The organism is Tropicimonas isoalkanivorans, assembly GCF_900112335.1.
Lineage (GTDB): Bacteria > Pseudomonadota > Alphaproteobacteria > Rhodobacterales > Rhodobacteraceae > Tropicimonas > Tropicimonas isoalkanivorans.
The window spans coordinates 44841-63114 of the sequence record NZ_FOLG01000002.1; the positions used below are offsets into that span (position 1 = coordinate 44841).

Sequence of the window (18274 nt, forward strand, 5' to 3'; positions counted from 1 at the left end):
GCCCGGGCCGGAACCCGGGCGGAGTGGTGTCAGCCGTCCTGCGGCTCGGCTTCCGGGGCCTGCATCTGGTCGGTCTTGGCCTGCATCATCTCGGTGCAGGCCTCCATCATCGGTCCCATTTTCTGCATCATCTCCATCATCGGCATCATGCCCTCCATACCGGACATATTCCCGCCCATCATGTTTCCGGGCATGCCGTCCTGGTTCTGCATCGTCTGACCCGATGGCTGGTCCCCGGCCTCCTGAGCGAGGGCGGCCGTGGTCAGGAGCGCCGCCAGAGCGGTCGCGGCAAAGCCGAGCTTGCGTGTGGTATTCATTGTCGTCTCCTTCAGGGTTTTGGGTTCAGTTCTTCGTCGGGTCCGGCTCTCCGGCCGGATTGCTCTTGCTCGTGCAAGATTTCGAGCCGCCCATCATGCAGAGCCCCAGCCCGCACATCACGGCGCAAGGTGCGAGGCTCAGGATCAGCGGCGCCGCACCCACGGCGGTGAGCCAGCCCCAGTTGAAGGCGATACCTGCGCCGATCAGCGCCATCGCGGCGAGCATCAGGCCTCGACGGCCTAGCGGCAGTCGCAGCGGGACGGCCCGTCGCGTTGCCGGCATGGTTGTCGTCTCGGTCATGGCCTATTGGCTCCTTTCGTCGATGAGGGACTGGATTTGGGCGACGGCTTCAGGGCTGTCTCATTGGGCCGGGCCGGCAAGGCGACCGCGCTCGTGCCCCGCGCGGTCGATCAGGATCGTCGTCGGCAGCCCCACCACGGCGAAGGCAAGCATCGCGCGAATGTTCTCGGCGAAGTACATGTCGAGGTGACGAACGCCTATCTCTTCGTAGAAGCGGCGCACGGGCTCGAGTCCCGCCCGATCGATCGATAGCGGCACGACGTGGAAGTCCGGCCCCCCAAGGCGTGCTTGAAGCGCGTCGAGCGTCGGCATCTCCTCGCGGCAGGGTGCGCACCAGGTGGCCCAGATGTTCAGGAGCACGACGCGCCCTTCGAAGTCAGCAAGCGTCAGCTCGTGCCCGTCTCCGTCCACGAAAGGCGGCGACAGGAGATCGCGCGGAGCTCCATGCAGGGGCATCGTTGGCCGTGCGGCCGCGGGAGTCGCCGCGAGGGCCATCATTCCAGCGAGGAGTTCGCGACGCCTCATGAGCCGCGCTCCGACTGCAACCGGCGCACGACCGGCAGGATGTCGTTCTCAAACACGCGCCTGTCGAAGGGGCCGACGTGCTTGTAGGCGATGCGTCCTTCGGCATCGATCACGAAGGTCTCCGGCAGTCCGTAGACGCCCCAGTCGATGGCTACGCGTCCCGATCTGTCCGCTCCGATGCGCGTGAAGGGATCGCCGAGCTCTTCGAGAAAGGCCAGCGCCTCTTCGGGATCGTCCTTGTAGTTGATCCCGTAGATCGGGACGGTGCCTGCTTCGGCCAGTTCCACGAGAAGCGGGTTCTCCGTGCGGCAGGGAACGCACCACGATGCCCACACATTGACGAGGGAAACCCGGCCCTGCAGGTCAGCCGAGGACAGGCCATCCTGCCGCCCTTCGATTGGCGAGAGCGCGAACTCCGGGACCTGCTTTCCGATCAGCGTCGAGGGCAATCGCTCGTCGTTGTTCCAGAGGCCCCAGTAGAAGGCCGCGGCCAGCACGCCGAACACCGCCAGCGGCAAAAGCAGAACCAGCCGGCTCCCCCGGCGTCGAGGCTCTTGCTCGACATCCTCGCTCATGATCCGCCCTCGTCGTTTGCGGTGACGTCCGCCTGAAAGGCACGCTGGCGGTCCGGCCATGTGCTCTTGATGAAAGCGAGCACCGCCCGGATCTCCGCGTCCGTCAGCACGCCCTCGAAGGCGGGCATGTCGCTCTCGTAGCCCGGCACGACGCCGCCGACCCCGAGCTTCGTGATGGTGAAGAGCTGCCGGTCGGCATGGTGCCAGGTATGCCCGGTCTCGTCGTGCGGCGGAGCCGGCATGCGGCCGCTGTCGAGCCGGCGCTTCCAGTCGGGTTGACCCTCGAGATCGGCGCCGTGGCACGACGCGCAGTTCGCAGCATAGAGGTCCTGCCCAAGGGCGAGTTCGTCCGCCGTCACGGGCTCGCCGAGGAAGGTCACGCCGTCCATGTGCGCCTCGCCACCCTGCTGTTGCGCAAGCGCGGCGATGGCCGCCAGGCCCGCAACAGCGGCGCCGAAAAGGACGGTCGCTTTGCGCTTCATCGCGGCCCTCGCAGGTATTGCACCAGCGCCACGAGGCTGAGGACGAGGACTACGACGACCAGAAGCAGCACCAGCCCGCCACCGATCATCATCGCGCCCATCATTGGCCCGTTCATCATTCCCATGCACTCACTCATCGGAATAGACGGTGACCCCGTCCTCGCCGAAGGCGTAGGTCTTCAGAGTGCCGGTCTTCTCGGGCGCCATGCCGGGCGCGTTCGCCGGCATGCCGGGGAGCGTGATGCCGGCAATCTCCGGACGTTCCGTCACCAGCCGCTCGATGATCTCGGCGGGGACAAGGCCGCTGACGTAGTAGCCGTCGATCTCGGCCAAATGGCAGCCGAGTCCCTGCTCCGGCACGCCTGCCTCGACGGAGCGCCGGTCGAAATTTGGGTCGTCGATGCGCGTCACCTGATAGCCGTTGCCTTCGAGGTATTCGGCGTAGGCGTCACAGCATCCGCAGCTCGGGTCGCGCCAGATCGTGATCTGTTTCGAGGGCACCGCCTGTTCCGTGGCGGCAGCATCAGTGGTGGTCGTCCGACCCGAGTCCTGTGCCGAGGACAGCGTGGCGAAGGCGATGCCACCCGCGACCGCGACGGCTGCAATTGAGGTGAATGCAAGTGCGTTCTTCATGGTGAACTCCTTCAGGTGGCCGCGAGCGCGGACCAGGTGGCGCCGCCGTCGCGGCTCTGCTTCAGGCCGCCATCCAGCGCAGCGACGATGTGGTCGGGATCGACCGGGTGCACCGCCACCGCGACGGCGAACCCGACCGCGAGGTGCGACCAGACGACGCCGCCGTCGCGGGAGGTCCAGATGCCCGACGGCAGGGCGGCATAGAGCATTTCGGGCGCGGCCGGCGCGCTGGCCAGCGCATGGATCGGCTCGCCCGCCGGAAGCGGCGCCTCTGATGGCGGCGCATCGCCGGAAACCAGAGCGTCCATCGCGTCGCCCGGCTGGACATCCTGCCAGCGACAGAAGCAGTCGGGAACGCGGGTCAGGCCCGCTGGGGTGCCGGCATAGATCCAGATTCCACCCATGCCCGAAGCCAGATCCACCGAGGTGAGTGCGAGCAGGTCGCGTTCGGCGTCAGCGAGCCAGGGGCGGTCCATGGCAAGGCTCCAGTTTTGACCGGCGTCCTCGCTCTTCCAGAGCCCGTCGCCCTGGACCGAGGCATAGATCATGTCAGGCTGCCCGGCCGCGATGGCCACAGCGTCGACTTTGCCTTCGGCGAGACCGCGGGAGCGGCCTTCCCAGGTGCGTCCACCATCTTCAGACAGCGCGACGCCGCCAGATGCGAGACCGGCAATGATGCGGCCGGGCCGTTCGGGGTGCGTCGCGAGAGCCAGGACGACGGCAGGGACGGGCAGCGCCGTCCATGAGCTTCCGCCATCATCGCTGCGGAGCAGGTCTGAACCCGCCGCAAGCAGAGCGTCACCGTCGAAGGCGAGCGCCACCATTGCCGGCCTCAGCGGTTCAGCGGAATGCAGAACCTTCGGTAGCGCCAACACGCCGACCGCAGTGCCGGAATACAGAAGGAAACTGCGACGTGTCAGCCTCGGATAAGTTGGGCCGGGCATGGTAACTCCTGATCAAACCCTTGGTCCTCCGCCGCGGCCGGAAGGCACGCGACGCGGGAAAGGACTGCACTTCGGGGCGCATCCGCCGCCGAGGCGCTCGATGACGTGCCGGCTGCGCGCGTGCCGCCGGGCGTCAGATCAGATGAGGGTTCGAGGAGGGTGCTTGGCTGGGGGGCTAGAAAGGCCGCAGAAGTCCTGCGTCACCGCGGGCCCAAGCGCCTCACGTGGAGACGAAACGATGCCGTTTGCCAGCGGCGCAACCACAGCTGCGAAACTGCCGGCTCCGCAGACGAGTTCGCACGCGAGACCCATCTCGCCCGCGCCGGTGTCATCACAGGCGGCGCAGTCGGACATCGGCATCACAGCATCACCGGAGGCGATCATGGCGGCAGCCATATCTGCCGAGCCCGCAGCATGCGCAACCGGACTCACCGCGAACACCGCGAGGACGGCAACGAGAATCAGGCGGGCTACGAACTTCATCTGAGTACTCTATTCTGTATGGAGCCCGGTTTCCACTGCGCGGTGTTCGCAATCGGGTGAATGGCTGGACTTCATCGGTCTTCGGATATTTGGTCCATTCAGGCCGTTCCGGAACGTGCAAGGTCGTTCATGATGGGACAATCGGGACGGTCGTCGCCCTGACAGCGCGTGACCAGATCACGAAGCGTCGCGCTGAGTGCCTGCAACTCACCGATTTTTTGATCAATCCGCGCAAGGTGAGTCTTCGCGAGCCTCTTCACGTCTGAACTTGATCGATGGCGATCTTCGTAAAGGGATAAGAGCGTCCTGCATTCTTCTATGGTGAACCCGAGCGACCGGGCGCGGGCCAGGAAGGCCAGCTTGTGCAGGTCCTGAGATCCGAACTCCCGGTACCCGTTCTCGCTGCGCGAAGGCCGAACAAGCCCGATGTCTTCGTAGTACCGAATGGTCTTGGCCGGCAGGCCGCTCCGTTCCGACACATCTCCGATGTTCATGGCCGCGCCACCTTTCGCTCTGTCCTTGGGCGAGCACATAGGGCTTCCACTTACTGGAAGGTCAAGAGCGCAATTTGAATCTTTTGGCATTGACCTTCCATCCGCTGGAAGGCCTACCTGTCGATGCGATATCAACCGGAGGACCGAAGATGGATGTCGCGCACGCTTCAACGGGAGTGGCCAGAGACCCCGTCTGCGGCATGGTGGTCGAACCGAATGACAGCGCCCTTCATCATGAGCATGAGGGCCACGTCTACCACTTCTGCTCCGAGAAGTGCCGGTCCAGGTTCGCCGCCTCGCCCGACGACTTTATCGAGGCCGTCGATCCGGTCTGCGGCATGTCGGTTGATCGGTCGATGGCTGAGCACCTGTCGAAGCACGCGGGCGAGCGATTCTACTTTTGCTCGGCTCGGTGCAAGGACAAATTTGACGCCGCGCCGGAGATGTACCTGAAGGCAAAGCCGACGCCGGAGCCGATGCCGGCAGGCACGATCTACACCTGCCCGATGCATCCCGAGATTGAGCAGGTCGGACCCGGAGACTGCCCGATCTGCGGCATGGCGCTGGAGCCGAAGGGCGTTCCCACCGGCGAGGAGGGACCGAACCCCGAACTCGTCGATTTCACCCGCCGCTTCTGGATCGGCGCGGCGCTGACCATCCCGGTCGTGCTGCTGGCGATGGGCGGCTATGTCGGCATGCCCATCCGCGACTGGACGGGGGAGAGGCTTGCGCACTGGTTCGAGCTGATCCTGGCCACGCCGGTGATCCTTTGGGCGGGCTGGCCGTTCCTCGTGCGCGGCTGGAAGAGCTTTCGCACGCTGAACCTCAACATGTTCAGCCTGATCGCCATGGGCGTCTTCGCGGCCTGGGCCTTCAGCACGGTTGCGGTGATCGCGCCGGGCCTGTTCCCCGCGGGCTTCCGCGACGATCAGGGCAATGTCGGCATCTACTTCGAGGCCGGCGCGGTGATCGTCGTGCTGGTCCTGCTGGGCCAGCTCCTGGAGCTTCGGGCGCGGGAACGCACCGGCTCGGCGATCCGGGCGCTTCTGGACCTCGCGGCGAAGACCGCGCGTGTCATTCGCCCGGACGGGAGCGAGGAAGAAGTGCCGCTGGAGGACGTCCATATCGGCGACCGCCTGCGCGTCCGGCCGGGCGACAAGGTGCCGGTGGATGGCGAGGTGGTCGAGGGCCGCTCGTCTGTGGACGAATCCATGCTGACCGGAGAGCCGGTGCCGGTCGAGAAGGTCGCGGGCGATCCGGTCACGGGAGCGACGATCAACGGCACCGGCAGCCTGATCATCGAGGCGCGGCGCGTCGGCAAGGACACCATGCTCGCGCAGATCGTCGAGATGGTGGCCTCGGCCCAACGGTCGCGCGCACCGATCCAGAAGCTGGCGGATTCCGTGGCCGGCTATTTCGTGCCGGCGGTGATCGGCATCGCGGTCCTGTCCTTCATCGCCTGGGCCATCTGGGGCCCCGAACCCGCGCTTGCCTACGGGCTCGTCTCGGCCATCGCGGTCCTCATCATCGCCTGCCCCTGCGCACTGGGGCTAGCCACGCCCATGTCGATCATGACGGCCACGGGGCGTGGCGCGCAGGCCGGCGTGCTCATCAAGAACGCCGAGGCGCTGGAGGCGTTCGAGAGGGTGGACACGCTGATTGTAGACAAGACCGGCACTCTGACGGTCGGCAAGCCCGAACTGGCCGCCGTGCTACCCGAGGCGGGGCATGACGAGGCGGAGATCCTGCGCCTTGCCGCCAGTCTCGAACGCGGATCCGAGCACCCCTTGGCCGAAGCCATCGTGCGCGGGGCAGAGGCGCGGGGGCTGACGCTTGCCAACGCCGAGGCGTTCGAGGCCGTGACCGGCATGGGCGTGAAAGGAGTCGTCGATGGCAAGGCCGTAGCCCTCGGGAATGCGAAGATGCTGGCGCAGCTGGGCGTCGAGGCGCCTGCAGCGACTGCGACCGCGAATGCCCGGCGCGACGAAGGCGAGACGGTGATGTTCGTCACCGTCGATGGCGCCGTCGCGGGCCTCGTCGGTGTGGCCGACCCGGTGAAGGAGACGACCCCGCAGGCACTGAAGGACCTTCACGCGCTCGGCTTTCGCATCGTTATGGCGACCGGCGACAACGAACGCACCGCCCGCGCCATCGCCGGCCGCCTTGGCATCGACGACATCCGGGCCGACGTGCTGCCCGAGGACAAGGCCCGCATCATCCGCGAGCTTCAGGCGGAGGGGCGCAAGGTAGCGATGGCGGGCGATGGCGTGAACGACGCTCCAGCACTGGCGCAGGCGGACGTGGGCATCGCCATGGGAACCGGCGCCGACGTCGCCATCGAAAGCGCCGGCTTCACCCTGGTCAAGGGCGACCTCGGCGGGATCGTGCGGGCGCGGCGGCTGTCGCTGGCGACGATGCGCAACATCCGGCAGAACCTGTTCTTCGCGATGATCTACAACAGCGCCGGCGTGCCGATCGCGGCAGGGCTGCTCTATCCGTTCTTCGGGCTCCTGATCTCGCCGATGTTCGCTGCGGCCGCGATGAGCCTCTCGTCCGTCTCGGTCATTGGCAATGCGCTGAGGCTGCGGGCCGTGCGACTCTGATCGAGAGCTTCTCGCTCAAGCGCGGGCGCGGGACGGTTCATGCTCTTGCCGGTTCCGGCCTCCCGTGCTCTCGCCGCCGCCGCGGAAGTGCAGCCAGAGAAGTGCCGCGGCCGCGGCCAGGAAGGCGAGGTTCAGGAAGAAGGTGTAGTCGATCGCGAACCGCACCATCTCCTGCAGCGACGGCCGCTCGGTCGGGATCATGCCGAGCAGTGCGAAGAGGTAGTGCACGGTGACGCCTGCCGCGACCATGCAGACGTAGAGCAGGCCCGAAAGATAAAGGGCGTAGCGCCAGCCGTAGTACTTGGCGTGGACCCAGATCACCGTCGCCGCCACGAGGTCGGCTCCGAGGAACGCCACCACGCCGCCGAAGGACGCATCGCGCGACCAGAGCATCGCCGTCAGCGGCACGTTGCCCATCGATCCGATGAAAGTGAAGAACGCCACGACCGGCGCGACGAGTGCGTTCTCCAGCACGATGAGGAATCCCGGGCTGTCCTGCGCGCCGCCGTCGCTGATGAGGAAGATCGCATTCCAGAAACTCTGCGGCACGAAGACCGAGATGAAGCCGGCGATGGTGAAGCCGAAGAGGATCTCCTTCCAGACCATCTTCCATTCCATGAAGAACGCCTGGGCGATCCGTCGCCAGCCCTTGCGGGAGGTGAGCTTGTTCCGAAACGAGCCCTTCATCCCGTGGTCCATGTCCATTCCCTCGCTTTTCTGGGCCTTCTCGCCGTGCTCCTTCGCCTCATCGACGAGGCCCGAGGGAAACCAGAGCGCGGTCAGGATGTAGGCGTAGACGATCATCAAGATGCCGAGAAGGAAGTTCGCGAGGGTGAACTTCCAGCCGAGCAGCACCCAGAGGACGATGCCGAGCTCGATCACCAGATTGGTCGATGCGATCAGGAACGCCATCGAGTTCATCGGATGCGCGCCCTTGACCAGGACCGAGCGCGATGCCGCGAGCGCAGCGAACGAACAGGACGAAGAGATGAAGCCGAAAAATCCGCCGATGCCAGCCTCTTTTGGCCCGCGTTCACCGAGGATCCTGGCCATCTGTTCGCGAGTGACGAGGACCTGGATGCCGGCCGAGATGATGTAGCCGAAGATCAGCGCCCAAAGCGCTTTCCACAACATCCCGGCGCCAGTGGTGAAGGCTTCTACTATCTGATCCACGGCGCGCCGCCTCTATTGCTCATCTATACCTGTCCGGTTAACCCGGAGGGGAACCGCTCCGTTCCTCTGCGGGCCGCAAGGTTCAGAGCATCGAGCCGATGTCCGATGCGCCCGTGGGATATGCGAACATCGTCGATCTCAGCTGCTCGGCCGTCAGCCCATGGCGAATGGCGAGCGCAAAGATGTTGATGACTTCGTCGGCGTGCGGCCCTACCAGGTGTGCGCCCAGAATGCGATCGGTCTCCTCGTCCACCAGAACCTTGAAGCCGTAGACCTTCTCAGCCGCCTGGCGCGCGGTGAACCACCCCTCCGCTCGCTCGCTTTTTACGCGGAAGTTCAAGCCCTTCTCCCGGGCGTCCGCCTCGGTGAGACCGACGGCGGCGATCGGAGGGACCGTAAATGCGACGCTGGGAACCCCCGTGTAGTCGGGCTCGTGCTTGTTGCCCTCGAGCAGATTGGCGGCCACCACCTTCGCGTCGTGGCTCGAGACCGGCGTCAGCGGCGGCCCCATCTGGGCAGCATCGCCGGCGGCGTAGACCGCCGGATTGGATACGCTCTGCAGGTGCTCGTTCAGGACCAGCCGGCCATCCTTGTGCCTCACGCCGCCGGCGTCGAGATCGAGACCGTCGAGAGCCGGCTTGCGCCCGGCCGCATGAACGACGAGATCGGCGTCCACGGTCATCTCGCCATCCGGCCCCTTCGCTGCGACCCGGTAGCCCTCTCCGGCTCCTTCGACCGACGTCACCTCCGCCTCAGTGCGAATGTCGATCCCCACCTCGCCGAACTTGTCCATCAGCCAGCCGACAAGGTCGGGGTCGAAATGCTTCAACATCCGCTCGCCATGCTGAAGGATCGTGACTTTGGCGCCGGCGCGAGCCGCGATGTGAGAGAACTCCGCCGCGATGTAGCCCCCGCCGACGAGCACGATGTTCTTCGGCAGGCTCTCAAGATCGAGGAACGCCTCGTTGTCGATGAGATGCTCCTCGCCCGGGATGCCAAGCGGCACCGGCTCCGCGCCCGCCGCGATCAGGATGTGGTCGGCTTCAACCGCTTCTCCCTCGATGTTCAGCGTGTTCGGCCCTGTGAACCGGGCGCGGCCATGGAAGGTGTCTATGCCTTTCTCTGCGAAAGTGTTCCGGCGCTTTTCGGGCACTGGATCAGTGAAGCCGCGCTTGAAGTCGAGGAGTCCGCGCCACTCCAGATGCGTATCGCCTTCGACCCCGCGCCCACTCATGCGCCAGGCGTGATCCGCCGCTTCGGCGCCGCCGACCATCATCTTCTTTGGGTCGCAGCCCCTGAGAGCACAGGTCCCGCCGAATGGTCGAAAGTCGATAACCGCGACGCTCCAGCCTGCCGCGCGCACCCGCATCCCAGCCACCATGGCCGCCGTACCCGTCCCGACCACCACCAATTGATACTGCTTCGCCATTCGAGTTCCTTCTTCGTACTACCATTTCGGTCCAGGCATCCGGGACGGACCTCATCCCGCGCAGCAGGACAACTTGGCCACGTCCTGCCCGAAACTCTGCGCGGCCAGCTTCAGCCCCTCAACGTTGGTGAGATAGGGAAAGATCGTCTCCCCAAGGGCCTGCGTCGTCACCCCGAACTTCAACGCCATGGCCAACGTCTGGATACTGTCGGCCCCCTCGGGCGCAAGAATCTGGCCTCCGAGCAGCCGATCGCTCCTGGCGTCGGCCACGAGCTTGATCAGCCCGCGCGTATCTCTGGCCGCCAGTGCCCTCGGCACCTGATCGAGCGGCACGATCGAGGTCTTGACCTCGTGCCCCGCCGCGCGCGCTTCCGCCTCGGTCAGGCCAACGCCCGCGACTTGCGGATCGGTGAACACGACCCAGGGCATGGCCCCGTTGTCGTAGACCAGGCTGTCGCCGTTCAGTGCGTTCTTCGCAGCAAGCTTCGCGCCGCAGGCCGCCATGTAAACGAACTGGTCGCGCCCGGTGACGTCGCCCGCGGCGTAAACGCCGGGCCGGGTGGTCCGCAAGCGGTTGTCGACGATGATCGCGCCGCGCCGGTCGAGTTCGACGCCGGCGTCAGTCAGGTTCAGTCCTTCTGTATTGGGATGCCGGCCGGTCGTCGCCAGAACGCGGGCGGCGGTCAGTGTCTCTTCCCCGCCTTCCGAGAGCACGGTGAGCACGACCCCTTCTTCGCGGCGCGCGATGCGGCGGTAGAAGACTCCGGTCCGAACCGTGACGCCCTCATCGCGGAGATAGCGGGTCAGCGCCTCCGTAACCTCGGGCTCGGCTTCGGGCAGCAGTCGCGACCGCGTGACGAGCGTCACCGCCGTTCTCATGCGCGCAAACATCTGCGCGAGCTCGCAGCCGATGTAACCGCCGCCGATGACGAGGAGCGAGGCAGGCCGCTCGGTCAGCTCCAGCGCCGTCGTGCTGGTCAGGACCGGCACGTCCCCGATGCCGGCGATGTCCGGCATGGCCGGCGATGCGCCGGTGGCGATGATGGTTTTTCCGGCGCGGAGCGGCGCGCCACTGACAAGGAGAGCATCGCCGTCGAAGCGCGCCCGGCCTTCGATGTAGTCCACCCCTTCGTAGTCCGGCAGCAGGTCCGCGTACTTCTTCTGCCGCAACGTCGCGACGAGATCGTCCTTCGCTGCGATGAGCGACGGCCAGTCGGTCACGCGAGCTTCGCCGGCGAGCCCCGGAAACCGCGTAGCAGCGCTGGCGCCGTGCAGCGCTTCCGCCGCGCGGATCATTGTCTTGGACGGCACGCAGCCGACATTCACGCAGGTGCCGCCGATCGTTCCGTGGCCGATGAGGGCGACGCGCGCACCGAGATCCGCGGCGGTGATGGCGGCCGAGAACCCGGCCGAGCCGGCACCGACCACAGCGATATCGTAGGGGGAATTGCGCAATTCTGAGCAGCAGGCGTCCATGTCAGCTTCTTTCGTCCAATGGCATGTTCAGGTGCGGCACTTCGCTGCAGCGCAGAACGCCGCGTCAGGGTGTCGCCGAGCCTAAGGAAATCTCGGTTTCCTTATTCGGGCATCCCAGCCGCCGGGGTGGCGGGATAGCCCGCATTCATCGAGGCCGCGGCGATCGCCTCGGGGTCCGTCAGGGCGGGGTCGAAGACCACGGTGGCGGACTTGGTCTCGAAATCGACCTCGGCCGATCGCACGCCTTCGACGCCTTCCATCGCCAAGCGGACGGTGATCGGGCAGCTGGCGCAGGTCATGTTCTCGACCGAGAACGTCGCCGTCCGGAGGGCGGCCTCCGTGGCAGGCGCCTGCGCGAACGCAGGGGTGGTTGCGCTCATCACGAAGGGGCCGAGACCGAGCATCAGAGCGGCAGCAGCGTTTGTCAGGCGAACGTGCATTAAACGGTTCCTTCCAGGGGTTCAGTAGAGGAGAGGCGCCCACCAGTTGAGCGTGAGCGAGGCGATCACGAGCACGGTGGCGGACCAGAGGGCGATCTTGACGACGATGGCCGACTGCGGCCGGGAACAAGAGGATCCGGGGTCGCAGACCGTGTGCGGGCGGAAGTAGATCTGCAGGAATCCCAGCCCGATGAACACGAGCGCGATGGTTGCGAAGATCGGCTTGTACGGCGTCAAGGCGGTCAGGTTGCCGATCCAGGCCCCGGAGACGCCGAGCGACAGCAGCACCAGCGGGCCGAGGCAACAGATCGAGGACAGAACCGCGCCGCCGAGACCACCTGCGGCCAGCCAGCTCCTTTTCTGGTCGGACGGGTCGGCCGCGCCCTCCCTGACGGGCGCTGCTTCGGTTTGCGTGCTCATCCTTGTTCTCCCTCGATTTCGAGTCGTAGGATGCGTAAGGTCTGTAGCAACTACAGGCTCAAGAGGGTTTTTGGCGATGACTGATCACGTATCCGGGAGCGGGTTGCTGCGCGCGGAGCTGGCGCGGCGGACCGGCTGCAACCTCGAGACCATTCGCTACTATGAGAAGATCGGCATGATGCCTGACCCGCCGCGCACGCCGGCGGGGTACCGCGTCTACGACCCGGATCATATCTTGCGGCTGAGGTTCATCCTGCGTGCCAGAGAGCTTGGCTTCTCGATCGAGGAGATTCGCGGGCTTCTCGACCTCGTCGACGGCGGCGACCAGACCTGTGTGGAGGTCAAGGAACGCACCGAACGCCACCTCGCGGACGTACGTGCAAAGATCGCAGACCTCAGGCGGATCGAGAAGGCGCTGTCGGCGACGGCGGCACGGTGCTCGGGCGAGGCAGTCCCCGAGTGCGCCGTGCTCGAGACGCTCGAAGGCCCATAAGGTGCGGCGCTGGGACCTGCCGCATCGGCCTCAGCGACCCGCGGCGTTACACGCCCGCGCCTGTAGTCGGCGGCATCTCGGCGACAGCCGAACCCTGCGGGAACATCGCGAGCTTGTCGGCCGCTCCGGCCTGCTGGAGCTGCAGGAATAGTTGATTGCGCAACTACTCCTGTTTGGCGAGGGTGTTCCTCGCTGCTTCGGCCGGGGCCCGCGCGAGTGCTACTCGGCTCCGGACCAGCACCCACAGGCGGCCGAGAGCCGTTAGATCGAGCGCTGGTTGACGCGCTTCGACAGCTGCTCGGCGCTTTCCACCCGCTCGGAGTAGCGATCGGTCAGGTAGGCCGAGCGGTCGCGCGTGAGATGGGTGAACTTTACGAGTTCTTCCATCACGTCGACGATGCGGTTGTAGTAGGGTGAAGAGCGCATCCGGCCGGCATCGTCGAACTCGCCCCACGCCTTCGCCACCGAGGACTGGTTCGGGATCGTCACCATGCGCATCCAGCGGCCGAGGATGCGCATCTGGTTGACCGCGTTGAAGCTCTGCGAGCCGCCCGACACCTGCATGACCGCGAGCGTCTTGCCCTGCGTCGGCCGCACCCCTCCGAGCGACAGCGGCAGCCAGTCGATCTGCGCCTTCATGACGCCGGTCATCGCGCCATGGCGCTCGGGCGAGCACCAGACCATGCCCTCCGACCAGGTCGCGAGCTCGCGCAACTCCTTGACCTTCGGGTGGTCGGGACCTTCCGCGTCCGGCAGCGGCAGGCCGGACGGGTTGAAGGTGCGGGTCTCGGCGCCGAACCAGCGGAGGAGGCGCGCCGCCTCCTCCGAAGCGAAGCGCGAATAGGAGCGCGTCCGGAGCGATCCATAGAGCATCAGGATGCGCGGCGGATGCGTGGGCGCGTTTGGCCCGGCGAGCGCAGCTACGTCGATCGGCCTGAGCGACGCGGGGTCGATGTTCGGCAGGTCTTCGATCGGGACAGGATGGTCAGCCATGCCGGGCGCCTCCGGCATCCGCGGGAAAATGATGCCGCGTCCGGTTGGCGAAGGCGACCAGCGACAGCATCACCGGAACCTCGACAAGAACGCCAACGACCGTGGCGAGCGCGGCTCCGGATTGCAGTCCGAAGAGGCTGATCGCGACGGCGACCGCGAGCTCGAAGAAGTTCGACGTGCCGATCAGCGCGCAGGGCGCCGCAACGTTGAAGGGCACGCGCCAAGCCCAGGCGGCGGCATAGGCGAGCGCGAAAATGCCGTAGGACTGGATGAGGAGCGGAGCGGCGATCAGCGCGATCAGCAGCGGCTGCTCCAGGATGATCTGTCCCTGGAAGCCGAAGAGCAGCACGACCGTCGCCAGAAGGCCGATCACCGAAAAGGGTTTCACCGCCGCCGTGAAGCGCGCGACCGCCGCCTCGGCATCCGTCCCCCGACGATCCCGCGCGAGCCACTGGCGCGTGGCGGCGCCGGCTGCGAACGGAATGAGGATGTAGAGCCCGACCGACAGGATCAGCGTCTCCCACGGCACCGCGATATCGGTGACGCCGAGCAGCAGCGCCACGAGGGGCGCGAAGGCGAAGATCATGATGACGTCGTTCACCGAGACCTGCACCAGCGTGTAGGTCGCATCGCCGCGCGTCAGCTGCGACCAGACGAACACCATCGCCGTGCAGGGCGCGGCGCCGAGCAGGATCAAACCGGCGATATATTGCTGCGCATCGGCCGGTGCGATCAGGTCCGCGAACAGGACCTCGAAGAACAGGACGGCGAGGCCGGCCATGGTGAAGGGCTTGATCAGCCAGTTCACCACGACCGTCAGCACCAGACCCTTCGGTCGGTCGCCGATATGGCTGAGGCTCGCGAAATCGACCGCCACCATCATCGGATAGACCATCGCCCAGATCAGGACGGCGACGACAAGATTGACCGACGCGATCTCCAGCCCCGCGAGTGTCTCGAACAGGCCCGGTAGCGTATTGCCGAGCAGCAGCCCGGCGCCGATGCAGAGCGCCACCCAGACCGACAACCACTTCTCGAATAAGCCGATACCGGCGGGCGGCGCTGCGATTGCCTCGGCCGTGGGCGCGTAGGTGTCGTCGCTCATCGGGCGGCGCTCTCGTCCACGCGGCGCCCGTCGGCGTCCACCACGAGATCGCCGTCCTCCTTGCGGAATTCGCCCTGCTGCGGATTGGGCAGGATGTCGAGCACGACCTCGGACGGACGGCAGAGCCGGGTTCCGAGCGGCGTCTCGACGATGGGCCGGTTGATGAGGATCGGATGCGCCAGCATCAGGTCGATCAGCTCGTCGTCGGAGAACTTCGGGTCGTCGAGCCCGAGCTCATCATAGGGCGTGCCTTTCCGGCGCAGGAGGTCGCGCACCGAAATTCCCATAGCGGCGATCAGCGCCACGAGCCGCTCGCGGCTGGGCGGCGTCTTCAGGTATTCAATAACCTCCGGCTCCTCGCCGGAATTGCGGATCAGCGCCAGCACGTTGCGCGACGTGCCGCAGTTCGGGTTGTGATAGATCGTGGGGGTCATGCGGTCTCTTTCCGTGCGGCGGCGGTCGGGGGAGCGATCCCGCATGCTGCCGGGTCGCCGGCGCAGCAATTGCGGGTCAGGTAGTCGATCAGGCCTGTCATGGTGGAGAAGCTGGCCGAGTAGATGAGCGAGCGGCTCTCGCGCCGGACCGTCACCAGCCCGGCATGCTTCAGCTCCTTGAGGTGGAACGAGAGCGTGGCTGAAGGGAGATCCAGCGCCTCGCCGATCCGGCCCACTGCGCGCCCTTCCGGGCCGGCCTCCACCAGAAGACGGAAAATGTCGAGACGCGTCTCCTGAGAGAGCGCGGCCAGCGCGGCCAAGGTGTCCTGTTTATCCATATCTCCATGATAATGGAGATGTAAGGAATGATCAATCTCCGGAGTACGGCAGCTCAGTTCGATCTTCAATGGCCCTGCACGCCCGTGCCTGCTCGCGCAGTACGACATAGTCGCTCATCATCTCCGCCAGCACCGAGCGTTCCGGCAGCAGCAAGACCTCGTCGGCCGCACGCGACTGGAGATCGCGACTGTATTCCACGACCGGCGGACATGCAGAGATGCCGCCAGGTTCAGAACCGACCGTCGCGCAGCCGCTCAGCAAGCTCGTCGCGATCGCGAGGGCGGCGAGCTGCCGCTTCCAGCATCTGGCGTTGGACATCATTGGCCTTCTCCGTGGTCTCAAGACGTTCGGCGAGGCGTCCCGCTCGCTCACCGGACCGCCGAAACGAAAGCAGGAACAGGAGCACGGCGAGGACGCTGGCGGCGTAGCGCAGCGTCGCCCGCATCCACGGGCCGGCCGCGATCCCGGTGATACGCGCGGCGATCACCGCCGCCCCCGCTTCCAGTCGTCCAGACGCGCGTAGATCGTGACAGCGATCCCGCCGAGCGCCACTGCGATGAACACCCAGCGGAGCGTATCGAGATACGGGACCAGCGGCAGGACGGCGCTTTGCGTCTCTGCCAGCACCTGCTGGGCCACCTCCACCCCGGCCGCGCCGAGCGTCGCGACACCCGCCGCACCGCCGCCCTTCATGGTGCGGCTGTCGGCCAGCACTTCCCGCGAAGGCGGCGCTTCCTTGACGAACGGCACCGCACGCGGCGGGAACCGCTCGCCCCACTGCCGCGCCGGCCCCAAATCGACATGCATGAAGCCCGAGCGCGGATAGAAGCCGAAGCCGAGGAACCCGACCTCCCGCGCCGCCACCTCGAAGGCCACCGGGTCGTGGTTCGTCATGGCGATGTCGAAGGCGGCGCCGTCGAGGTGCTTGGATCGGGTCGCGCCGCCGACCGCGCGGTTGTGCTCGGGACTGCGATAGGCGGAACGGACGATCAGCGGCTTGCCGAGGCGGTTGCGCAGCGCCTGCAGCTTGTCGAGCGCCGGCTCGTTGACAAGGAGCTTGCCGGTCCCGCGGCAGGCGATCTCGGCCGGGCTGAAGTTGGGCCAGCTCCAGATACGGTCGGGCACATCTCGCCAGTGGCGGTAGAAAGTCGTCGTCATGGGGATCCTCCGGAATCGAAAAACCCGCCTCGAAGGGCGGGTGCGGTCGGTCGAACGGGCGGATGGCGCAGGGTCTACGGGCTGCCGCCGAAGATACGGAGCTTGATGGCGATGCCGGCGAGCAGCGCCAGCATCACGCCTGTGGTGATCATTCGCACGGTGGTCTGCACCGCAGTGCGGCGCACGAGCCGGATGCATTCGACGAGCGAGCGCAGGTCGCGGATGTCCAGCGCCGCCTCCTTGCCCTCGAGTCCGACGTCGGAGAGCGCGCGCTTTGCCCCTTCCTCGGCCGCGCGGGCGAGGATCGTCTCGAACTCCGACTCCGGGACCCGCACGAAGCCCTGATCGTTTCGGCGTACCGTCATGGCGTCCTCCTCGTCAGCCGATCTTGCAGCCCCAGAAGGACGTGTGATCGGCGGCGAAGTAGCCGTCCGCGACCCGGAAATACCCCTGCAGCTCGACGGTATCGCCGGCCGTCAGCGGCACCATGGTCTGCAGCCAGATGGCGGTGGCGAGCGAGACGTGGGTCGCGGAGATTTCGCCGAGGGAGCCACGGATTTCGGTGGTGCCGTTCAGGACAAGCCGTCCGCGCATGCGGGCCGTGGCGCTGGCGTTGATCTTGTAGAGCAGCGTCGCGCCGAAGAGGTAGGTGCCGTCGACCGGCGCCACGAAGTGGTTGTTCGCGGCGTCGAACGCGCCCTGGTCGTTGTAGTCGGTGTTGTTCAGGCCGATCTTCGTCCAGGTCCCGATACCGACATAGTTGTCGTAGTTCGTGTACGCCTTGAAGCGCGGCAGCCGGGGCTGATCGACGATGCCGGTGGTGTTGTCGACGCTGAGCCCGTCGAAGAAGGTGCTGCCGTCGGCCGAGACCGCGAGGCGGAACCTGTCCGAGCCGAACAGCCCGACCAGCGCCTTCGTCACGAAGCCGGTCTGCAGGGTCAGGCCGAGGTCATCGCCTGCCGCCTCCTTGTTCATGGTGTAGAAGAGATCGCCGGTGCCGCCCTCAGCCACGGTCTTCGCCGTCCAGAGCGCGGCGTTGAGCTTGGCCGCGAACGGATTGGCGGCATTGGCGGTAGTGCCGATACCAAACAGCGCCATGTTCTGCAGCGCCGCGGGCGTGGTGCCGACCCAGCCTGCGCCGTCGTAGACCAGCAGCAGCCCCTCGTCCTCGACCCATGCCCGCCAGCCCGTGCGCGGCGGCAGGCGTAGCCAGGCGCCATCGGTCCAGAGCGCAACGTTCAGATCCCAGCCCGCCCAGTCGCCCGTCGCGCCCGAGCCGACGATGTATCGGTCGCCATCGGCAGGAGAACCGGGCGGCGCTGTCAGATCGCGGTCGAGCACGGAAAGCTGGACGAGCCCGTCGAGGATCCGCAGCGCCTCGTTGTGGGTGACATGCTTCTGGGCCTGCGCCGCCAGGATGTAGGGCAGCAGGAGATGGGTCGTGGCGTCGGACATGG

26 protein-coding genes are annotated in these 18274 nt (G+C 66.4%); 2 read left to right on the forward strand and 24 right to left on the reverse strand.

Features of this window, described 5'->3' with window-relative positions:
• Positions 1-29 precede the first annotated feature (29 nt).
• The 10 genes from BM075_RS04345 to cueR form a co-directional block, all read right to left on the reverse strand.
• Positions 30-317, reverse strand: a complete 288-nt coding sequence (locus tag BM075_RS04345; protein ID WP_093359462.1) for a hypothetical protein — start codon at positions 315-317, stop codon at positions 30-32.
• A 25-nt stretch (positions 318-342) separates the two neighbouring features.
• Positions 343-618: a hypothetical protein gene (locus tag BM075_RS04350; RefSeq protein WP_245758738.1), complete on the reverse strand. Its 276-nt coding sequence runs from the start codon at positions 616-618 to the stop codon at positions 343-345.
• Between the two features lie 60 nt (positions 619-678).
• Positions 679-1143 (reverse strand): TlpA disulfide reductase family protein, encoded by a 465-nt coding sequence (locus tag BM075_RS04355; protein WP_093359463.1) that lies wholly within the window; start codon positions 1141-1143, stop codon positions 679-681.
• Positions 1140-1718: a DsbE family thiol:disulfide interchange protein gene (locus BM075_RS04360; protein WP_177208247.1), complete on the reverse strand. Its 579-nt coding sequence runs from the start codon at positions 1716-1718 to the stop codon at positions 1140-1142. The genes BM075_RS04355 and BM075_RS04360 overlap by 4 nt, the downstream gene beginning before the upstream one ends.
• The gene (locus tag BM075_RS04365; RefSeq protein WP_093359464.1) at positions 1715-2200 is read right to left on the reverse strand and encodes a c-type cytochrome; all 486 of its coding nucleotides are present in this window, start codon (positions 2198-2200) and stop codon (positions 1715-1717) included. Before BM075_RS04365 ends, BM075_RS04360 begins: the two co-directional genes overlap by 4 nt.
• Positions 2197-2325, reverse strand: a complete 129-nt coding sequence (locus BM075_RS24955) for a hypothetical protein (protein ID WP_264465426.1) — start codon at positions 2323-2325, stop codon at positions 2197-2199. Before BM075_RS24955 ends, BM075_RS04365 begins: the two co-directional genes overlap by 4 nt.
• A gap of 4 nt (positions 2326-2329) precedes the next feature.
• Positions 2330-2833, reverse strand: coding sequence for a DUF411 domain-containing protein (locus BM075_RS04370; RefSeq protein ID WP_093359465.1), 504 nt, complete (start codon positions 2831-2833; stop codon positions 2330-2332).
• Between the two features lie 11 nt (positions 2834-2844).
• The gene (locus BM075_RS04375; protein WP_245758739.1) at positions 2845-3777 is read right to left on the reverse strand and encodes a WD40/YVTN/BNR-like repeat-containing protein; all 933 of its coding nucleotides are present in this window, start codon (positions 3775-3777) and stop codon (positions 2845-2847) included.
• A 138-nt stretch (positions 3778-3915) separates the two neighbouring features.
• Entirely contained in the window at positions 3916-4260 is a 345-nt protein-coding gene (locus BM075_RS04380; RefSeq protein ID WP_093359466.1) for a hypothetical protein, read from the reverse strand.
• A 98-nt stretch (positions 4261-4358) separates the two neighbouring features.
• Positions 4359-4754: a Cu(I)-responsive transcriptional regulator gene (gene cueR / locus BM075_RS04385; protein ID WP_093359957.1), complete on the reverse strand. Its 396-nt coding sequence runs from the start codon at positions 4752-4754 to the stop codon at positions 4359-4361.
• Positions 4755-4903: 149 nt separating this feature from the next.
• On the opposite strand from cueR, the gene BM075_RS04390 reads away from it, so the two are divergent.
• The gene (locus tag BM075_RS04390) at positions 4904-7357 is read left to right on the forward strand and encodes a heavy metal translocating P-type ATPase (RefSeq protein ID WP_093359467.1); all 2454 of its coding nucleotides are present in this window, start codon (positions 4904-4906) and stop codon (positions 7355-7357) included.
• Positions 7358-7372: 15 nt separating this feature from the next.
• Here the strand turns inward: BM075_RS04390 and BM075_RS04395 are convergent, their stop codons facing one another.
• From BM075_RS04395 to BM075_RS04415, 5 genes are all read right to left on the reverse strand, one after another.
• A complete protein-coding gene (locus tag BM075_RS04395) occupies positions 7373-8530 on the reverse strand; it encodes a permease (RefSeq protein ID WP_093359468.1) in 1158 nt (385 codons plus the stop codon).
• Positions 8531-8612: 82 nt separating this feature from the next.
• Complete coding sequence (locus BM075_RS04400) at positions 8613-9959, reverse strand: dihydrolipoyl dehydrogenase family protein (RefSeq protein WP_093359469.1); 1347 nt, start codon at positions 9957-9959, stop codon at positions 8613-8615.
• 51 nt (positions 9960-10010) lie between these two features.
• A complete protein-coding gene (merA, locus tag BM075_RS04405; protein ID WP_093359470.1) occupies positions 10011-11435 on the reverse strand; it encodes a mercury(II) reductase in 1425 nt (474 codons plus the stop codon).
• Positions 11436-11536: 101 nt separating this feature from the next.
• The gene (locus BM075_RS04410; RefSeq protein ID WP_093359471.1) at positions 11537-11875 is read right to left on the reverse strand and encodes a heavy-metal-associated domain-containing protein; all 339 of its coding nucleotides are present in this window, start codon (positions 11873-11875) and stop codon (positions 11537-11539) included.
• Between the two features lie 21 nt (positions 11876-11896).
• On the reverse strand, positions 11897-12295 hold the full coding sequence (locus BM075_RS04415) for a mercuric transporter MerT family protein (RefSeq protein WP_093359472.1): 399 nt from the start codon (positions 12293-12295) through the stop codon (positions 11897-11899).
• Positions 12296-12371: 76 nt separating this feature from the next.
• Between BM075_RS04415 and BM075_RS04420 the strand changes: the two genes are divergently transcribed.
• Positions 12372-12788 (forward strand): MerR family transcriptional regulator, encoded by a 417-nt coding sequence (locus BM075_RS04420; RefSeq protein WP_093359473.1) that lies wholly within the window; start codon positions 12372-12374, stop codon positions 12786-12788.
• Between the two features lie 261 nt (positions 12789-13049).
• Here BM075_RS04420 and arsH read toward each other — a convergent pair whose 3' ends face one another.
• The 9 genes from arsH to BM075_RS04465 form a co-directional block, all read right to left on the reverse strand.
• The gene (gene arsH / locus BM075_RS04425; RefSeq protein WP_093359958.1) at positions 13050-13781 is read right to left on the reverse strand and encodes an arsenical resistance protein ArsH; all 732 of its coding nucleotides are present in this window, start codon (positions 13779-13781) and stop codon (positions 13050-13052) included.
• Positions 13774-14886 carry an ACR3 family arsenite efflux transporter gene (arsB, locus tag BM075_RS04430; RefSeq protein ID WP_093359474.1) on the reverse strand — a complete coding sequence of 371 codons (1113 nt, stop codon included), beginning with the start codon at positions 14884-14886 and terminating at the stop codon, positions 13774-13776. Before arsB ends, arsH begins: the two co-directional genes overlap by 8 nt.
• Positions 14883-15320 carry an arsenate reductase (glutaredoxin) gene (gene arsC, locus BM075_RS04435; protein ID WP_093359475.1) on the reverse strand — a complete coding sequence of 146 codons (438 nt, stop codon included), beginning with the start codon at positions 15318-15320 and terminating at the stop codon, positions 14883-14885. The genes arsB and arsC overlap by 4 nt, the downstream gene beginning before the upstream one ends.
• On the reverse strand, positions 15317-15658 hold the full coding sequence (locus tag BM075_RS04440; RefSeq protein ID WP_093359476.1) for an ArsR/SmtB family transcription factor: 342 nt from the start codon (positions 15656-15658) through the stop codon (positions 15317-15319). The genes arsC and BM075_RS04440 overlap by 4 nt, the downstream gene beginning before the upstream one ends.
• Before the next feature lie 31 nt (positions 15659-15689).
• Positions 15690-15857, reverse strand: coding sequence for a hypothetical protein (locus tag BM075_RS25085; RefSeq protein WP_319637509.1), 168 nt, complete (start codon positions 15855-15857; stop codon positions 15690-15692).
• 31 nt (positions 15858-15888) lie between these two features.
• On the reverse strand, positions 15889-16146 hold the full coding sequence (locus BM075_RS04450; RefSeq protein WP_093359478.1) for a hypothetical protein: 258 nt from the start codon (positions 16144-16146) through the stop codon (positions 15889-15891).
• Positions 16143-16817: a YcbK family protein gene (locus BM075_RS04455; protein ID WP_093359479.1), complete on the reverse strand. Its 675-nt coding sequence runs from the start codon at positions 16815-16817 to the stop codon at positions 16143-16145. The genes BM075_RS04450 and BM075_RS04455 overlap by 4 nt, the downstream gene beginning before the upstream one ends.
• Positions 16818-16891: 74 nt before the next feature.
• Complete coding sequence (locus BM075_RS04460) at positions 16892-17182, reverse strand: DUF6127 family protein (RefSeq protein ID WP_093359480.1); 291 nt, start codon at positions 17180-17182, stop codon at positions 16892-16894.
• A 13-nt stretch (positions 17183-17195) separates the two neighbouring features.
• A complete protein-coding gene (locus tag BM075_RS04465; RefSeq protein ID WP_093359481.1) occupies positions 17196-18272 on the reverse strand; it encodes a DUF2793 domain-containing protein in 1077 nt (358 codons plus the stop codon).
• Positions 18273-18274: the final 2 nt, after the last annotated feature.

What these genes read in the sequence shown, in the direction of transcription:
- BM075_RS04345 (WP_093359462.1), bottom strand. Translation starts at nt 317, where the DNA reads ATGAATACCACACGCAAGCTCGGCTTTGCCGCGACCGCTCTGGCGGCG.
- BM075_RS04350 (WP_245758738.1), bottom strand. Translation starts at nt 618, where the DNA reads ATGACCGAGACGACAACCATGCCGGCAACGCGACGGGCCGTCCCGCTG.
- BM075_RS04355 (WP_093359463.1), bottom strand. Translation starts at nt 1,143, where the DNA reads ATGAGGCGTCGCGAACTCCTCGCTGGAATGATGGCCCTCGCGGCGACT.
- BM075_RS04360 (WP_177208247.1), bottom strand. Translation starts at nt 1,718, where the DNA reads ATGAGCGAGGATGTCGAGCAAGAGCCTCGACGCCGGGGGAGCCGGCTG.
- BM075_RS04365 (WP_093359464.1), bottom strand. Translation starts at nt 2,200, where the DNA reads ATGAAGCGCAAAGCGACCGTCCTTTTCGGCGCCGCTGTTGCGGGCCTG.
- BM075_RS24955 (WP_264465426.1), bottom strand. Translation starts at nt 2,325, where the DNA reads ATGGGAATGATGAACGGGCCAATGATGGGCGCGATGATGATCGGTGGC.
- BM075_RS04370 (WP_093359465.1), bottom strand. Translation starts at nt 2,833, where the DNA reads ATGAAGAACGCACTTGCATTCACCTCAATTGCAGCCGTCGCGGTCGCG.
- BM075_RS04375 (WP_245758739.1), bottom strand. Translation starts at nt 3,777, where the DNA reads ATGCCCGGCCCAACTTATCCGAGGCTGACACGTCGCAGTTTCCTTCTG.
- BM075_RS04380 (WP_093359466.1), bottom strand. Translation starts at nt 4,260, where the DNA reads ATGAAGTTCGTAGCCCGCCTGATTCTCGTTGCCGTCCTCGCGGTGTTC.
- cueR (WP_093359957.1), bottom strand. Translation starts at nt 4,754, where the DNA reads ATGAACATCGGAGATGTGTCGGAACGGAGCGGCCTGCCGGCCAAGACC.
- BM075_RS04390 (WP_093359467.1), top strand. Translation starts at nt 4,904, where the DNA reads ATGGATGTCGCGCACGCTTCAACGGGAGTGGCCAGAGACCCCGTCTGC.
- BM075_RS04400 (WP_093359469.1), bottom strand. Translation starts at nt 9,959, where the DNA reads ATGGCGAAGCAGTATCAATTGGTGGTGGTCGGGACGGGTACGGCGGCC.
- merA (WP_093359470.1), bottom strand. Translation starts at nt 11,435, where the DNA reads ATGGACGCCTGCTGCTCAGAATTGCGCAATTCCCCCTACGATATCGCT.
- BM075_RS04410 (WP_093359471.1), bottom strand. Translation starts at nt 11,875, where the DNA reads ATGCACGTTCGCCTGACAAACGCTGCTGCCGCTCTGATGCTCGGTCTC.
- BM075_RS04415 (WP_093359472.1), bottom strand. Translation starts at nt 12,295, where the DNA reads ATGAGCACGCAAACCGAAGCAGCGCCCGTCAGGGAGGGCGCGGCCGAC.
- BM075_RS04420 (WP_093359473.1), top strand. Translation starts at nt 12,372, where the DNA reads ATGACTGATCACGTATCCGGGAGCGGGTTGCTGCGCGCGGAGCTGGCG.
- arsH (WP_093359958.1), bottom strand. Translation starts at nt 13,781, where the DNA reads ATGGCTGACCATCCTGTCCCGATCGAAGACCTGCCGAACATCGACCCC.
- arsB (WP_093359474.1), bottom strand. Translation starts at nt 14,886, where the DNA reads ATGAGCGACGACACCTACGCGCCCACGGCCGAGGCAATCGCAGCGCCG.
- arsC (WP_093359475.1), bottom strand. Translation starts at nt 15,320, where the DNA reads ATGACCCCCACGATCTATCACAACCCGAACTGCGGCACGTCGCGCAAC.
- BM075_RS04440 (WP_093359476.1), bottom strand. Translation starts at nt 15,658, where the DNA reads ATGGATAAACAGGACACCTTGGCCGCGCTGGCCGCGCTCTCTCAGGAG.
- BM075_RS04455 (WP_093359479.1), bottom strand. Translation starts at nt 16,817, where the DNA reads ATGACGACGACTTTCTACCGCCACTGGCGAGATGTGCCCGACCGTATC.
- BM075_RS04460 (WP_093359480.1), bottom strand. Translation starts at nt 17,182, where the DNA reads ATGACGGTACGCCGAAACGATCAGGGCTTCGTGCGGGTCCCGGAGTCG.
- BM075_RS04465 (WP_093359481.1), bottom strand. Translation starts at nt 18,272, where the DNA reads ATGTCCGACGCCACGACCCATCTCCTGCTGCCCTACATCCTGGCGGCG.